A 4,176-nucleotide genomic window follows, 5' to 3' on the forward strand; every position below is an offset into this window, starting at 1 on the left:
CGGGTGGCGGAAAAGCGCCCCGGCATGGCGCGCAATATTCGCAACATCTTTAACCGCGCCAATCTGACCCATCAGGAAGTCCAGACGCTGCGCGGGATGATCGTTGCCATGCGCGGCGGCAAGCACAAGCCAAAGGACTGATTTTCCACCCGATTGCCAAGTGCGGTGCAGGCGGGGTGCTATTCAAGCGGAACTCGGCAGAAATGCAGGGCTTCCATGCGGGATGGCGGGCGCGATTAATGTTTGACTCTTGATCAATCATCTCTATATTGCGCCTCACTTCCGAGAAAGTGGGTCGAAACATGTGGTTTCGTCCCCGTTCCGCATGCTCAGGTGTTGGGCGGCTGGAAACTATCGGGACAATAAGTGATCTTTAAAAAAAGAGAGTTACAAAATGTCGAAACGTATTGCTGCAAAGCATAAGATTGACCGCCGCCTTGGTGTGAACCTTTGGGGCCGTGCAAAATCGCCGCTGAACAAGCGCGAATATGCACCGGGCATGCACGGCGCAACCCGCCGTAAGAAGCCGACCGACTATGGTACCCAGCTGTTTGCGAAACAGCAGCTCAAAGGCTACTACGGCTCGATCTCTGAAAAACAGTTCCTGCGCTACTACAAAGAAGCATCCCGTCGTCCGGGTGATACCTCCGAAACCCTCGTTGGTATTCTTGAGCAGCGCCTCGATGCGGTTATCTACCGCATGAAATTCGTTCCGACCGTGTTTGCTGCACGTCAGTTCGTGAACCACGGCCACATTCTTGTTAACGGCAAGAAAGTAACCATCCCGTCCTACCTGGTACAGGAAGGTGACGTTGTCGAAGTGAAACCTGCTTCGCGCGAAATCCCGATGGTTATGGAAGCTGCCAACCTGAACGAACGTGACGTTCCGGAATATCTCGACGTTGACGCGAAGGCCTTCAAAGGTACCTTCGTTCGCGTTCCGAAATTCGCAGAAATTCCGTACCCGGTTCAGATGCAGCCGAACCTGGTCATCGAATTCTACTCGCGTTAATCCTTACGGATTTCGCGACGAACCGATACGAAGACGCCCGCTGGAAACAGCGGGCGTTTTTGTTTGTCTGCGTTCTGGGCAACGTCCTCAGGCGGGTGGTTTGTTCAGTTGCTCGGACGCCTGTTGGGCGGCGGCGGCAACCGCTTCCTGTTTTTGTTCAGCTGTGGCATCTGGCGGCACATCGACCTTGACGTTGCGCGAGGCCATCTGGATGCCGTTTTCCTTGAACATCGCCAGAACCCGCTGATAGACGGTTTTGCGGATAGTGAATTGTTCGCCGGGTTTTGATGTGTATTTCAGCCCGATCACCATGTTGAATTCTTCCATCCGGCGCACGCCCTGGGATTTCAGCGGTTCGATGAAGCTGTCGCCAATCAGCGGATCTTCCAGAAGTTCTGCCGCCAGTTTCTTGACCAGTTTCTTGATCTTGTTGACGTCGGTTTCAAACGGCACACGGAATTCGAGTTTGACGATCACCCAATCGCGGCTGTGGTTGACGATGGATTTGATCTCGCCAAACGGGACGGTCTGAAGCGGGCCACGGTGATGGCGCAGCTGCATGGACCGGATGGAGATGTTTTCGACCCGCCCGCGCAGATTGTCGACTTCGATATATTCGCCAAGCCGAAATGCATCATCAAGCAGGAAGAACACACCGGCCACCACATCGCGCACCAGCGCCTGACTGCCAAAGCCAAGGGCAAGGCCGACAACACCGGCACCCGCAATCAGCGGGCCGATATCAACGCCCAATGATGACAGGGTCACCATCGCGACCATGATGACAATCACGGTCAGCGCGAAGTTTTTCAAAAGTGGCAAAAGGGTTTCGACCCTCGAAAGCCCGGTGCCACCGCCCTCATCACCGGCATTGCCCGTTACTGATGCGCTCATGCGTTCATCAAGGAACGTCTTGATCAGCGACCAGATCAGATCGGCGATCAGAAGGATCATGATGATTTCGGTTGAGCTATCAATGATCCGGGCAATGATCCCGGCATCATCAGCTTGGGCCAACCGGTCGAAGCCCCAGATGCGCCAGATACTTGCCAGCACAAACACCAGTGCCAGAAGCCGCACACCACGTTTGAGCACCTTGGTAAAAACAGGTACCTTGGGTTTTACCGGTTCAAACACTTCGTCATGTTCATGGGCAGCCGCCTCTGCCCGGGCATTGTGTTCGGCGGCTTCCTGTTCGGCGACTTGCAGTTTCTTGCGATGCTGGCTTTCGATGATGTTGCGAAACACCACGTCAAACAAACAGGCAAGCCCGATGGCAAGCAGTGCCTTAAGGATGCGTTCGGCACCAATGATCGCTACTCCGCCTACCAGAATGAACCAGCCACAGACAATCATCGGCCACAGACGGGCGATGGATGTTGGCAGGGCCATCTTCTCGACCTCGGCACTTGCCGCATGGCTGGCAAAGAACCGGCCAATTGAAAGCGTGACCGCGCAAAAAGCGACGACTGAAATCACCACGGCCGCATCAAACAGGATGATATGGCCCGCAACCATGGTCGGTGCGGCACCAAACACATTGGCCAAGGCAAAGGCAAACAACGAAATCCCCGCCGCCCAGGTCAGGCGTTTGGTTAGAACGCTGGCGGCCTGTGGATCGACATTGATCATGCGAAGGCCTTCGGCCTTGGGCGCAAACAGGAATTGCAACACGATGATCAGGACACGCAGGGCAAAGAACGCCATCAGAAGCGACATCACGGCCGATTTCATGATGGGTGGCCAGTCAAACATCATAAACGCGCCAAGCGATCCGATGGCAAAGACAAGCAGCGAAAACAGCGAAAGCACACAAAGCCCGACCATGTGTTTAAGGCGTTCCGAAAACTTCCGGGGGCTTTGCGATTCAAGATAGGCACATGCCGGTGCCGAAAGACGGCGATAGATCACCTCGGCCAGGATACCGACACCAACGAAAATGACGGTAAACAGCAAAATGCGCATCAGGCCGGTCTGGCCAAAATCGGTTGATAGCAAGGCCCGCGTGGCATCGAGTTCTTCTGGAAAGGCATCAAGGCCGGACATGGTTTCGGCAATGCGGGCCTGGGTGCGGGTGACACCTTCTTCAAGGAAGCTATAATAGCTGAAGGTTTCGGCAATCACGCCGTCTTCGGGAAGTTCTGTGGCGGGTTCTGATCCGTCTTCTGAGCCGCCCTCTGAGCCACTTAGGGCAGTAACGGCCGCCATCTGTGCTGCTGTGGGCGGGATGGGCAAGGCAAACCAGATTGCAAACAGCCAGATCGCAAAACATGCCATTGTTTTGATTGCCGGTTTCATGCCTGTGACTTCCCCTGTGGCGCAAATTTCAGCGTGCCCTAAAGATGGGGAATGGCGATCAAACCATCAAGAAATAGTTTTATCCAGAACGGGATATGATCGCATTTGGCGAGTTTTGCGATGGTCCGGGCACAAAAAACGCGCTGGCAGATAACCTGCACAGCGCGTTTTGATTGGACTTGTTTGTCGCGCCTTAGGCGGCAACGGCAACGCCCTTGTCTTTAAGGTGCTGGGACAGCTCGCCGCTGGCGGCCATTTCACGCACGATGTCACAACCACCAAGGAACTCGCCCTTGACGTAAAGCTGCGGAATGGTCGGCCAGTTGGAGAAGTCCTTGATGCCCTGACGGATCGCCGGGTCGACCAGCACGTTGATATCCTTGAACTGAACGCCAAGCTCGGCCAGGACCTGAACAACAGCGGCAGAGAAGCCGCACTGCGGGAACATTGCGGTACCCTTCATGAACAGGACGACGTCATTGTCATTGACGTCTTTCTGGATGCGTTCGAATACCGGATTGTCGGTCATGATGATTGTCCTTGGCTTGGGGGCCCTGTTCGGGCCGCGAATTCAGGTTAAACTTTTATGGGCGAAGATATGGCTGGAACCTGCGGTTCTGTCAACTCTTGGCGCGATTTTGCCGCGCGGTACGCAGGTTATCCCAGGTGAAAATACCCAGACCGAACCACACCAGCGCATAGGTGATCATGTGGGCCTCGGTAAAGATCTCGCCGAAAATCAGAACCGCGACAAAGAACTGGATGGTCGGATTGAGATATTGCATCAATCCAAGGGCCGAGAATTTCATGTTGCGCGCCGCAAAGGCAAACAACACAAGCGGGGCTGTCGTGCAAACGCCAAGCCC

The 4,176-nt window shown here is 54.8% G+C and carries 3 protein-coding genes and 1 pseudogene; 1 reads left to right on the forward strand and 3 read right to left on the reverse strand.

Annotated features, from left to right (window positions below; genetic code table 11):
• The first annotated feature begins 394 nt into the window (after window positions 1-394).
• Complete coding sequence (rpsD, locus tag B3Z49_RS04720) at window positions 395-1,012, forward strand: 30S ribosomal protein S4 (RefSeq protein WP_063087428.1); 618 nt, start codon at window positions 395-397, stop codon at window positions 1,010-1,012.
• A gap of 87 nt (window positions 1,013-1,099) precedes the next feature.
• Here rpsD and B3Z49_RS04725 read toward each other — a convergent pair whose 3' ends face one another.
• The 3 genes and pseudogenes from B3Z49_RS04725 to B3Z49_RS04735 form a co-directional block, all read right to left on the reverse strand.
• Window positions 1,100-3,310: a mechanosensitive ion channel family protein gene (locus tag B3Z49_RS04725; RefSeq protein WP_296988540.1), complete on the reverse strand. Its 2,211-nt coding sequence runs from the start codon at window positions 3,308-3,310 to the stop codon at window positions 1,100-1,102.
• 193 nt (window positions 3,311-3,503) lie between these two features.
• Complete coding sequence (gene grxD, locus B3Z49_RS04730; RefSeq protein WP_044827586.1) at window positions 3,504-3,839, reverse strand: Grx4 family monothiol glutaredoxin; 336 nt, start codon at window positions 3,837-3,839, stop codon at window positions 3,504-3,506.
• A 91-nt stretch (window positions 3,840-3,930) separates the two neighbouring features.
• Window positions 3,931-4,176: pseudogene (locus tag B3Z49_RS04735) on the reverse strand (EamA family transporter RarD); the annotation flags it as partial.

It is taken from the genome of Thalassospira sp. UBA1131 (assembly GCF_002311515.1).
GTDB lineage: Bacteria > Pseudomonadota > Alphaproteobacteria > Rhodospirillales > Thalassospiraceae > Thalassospira.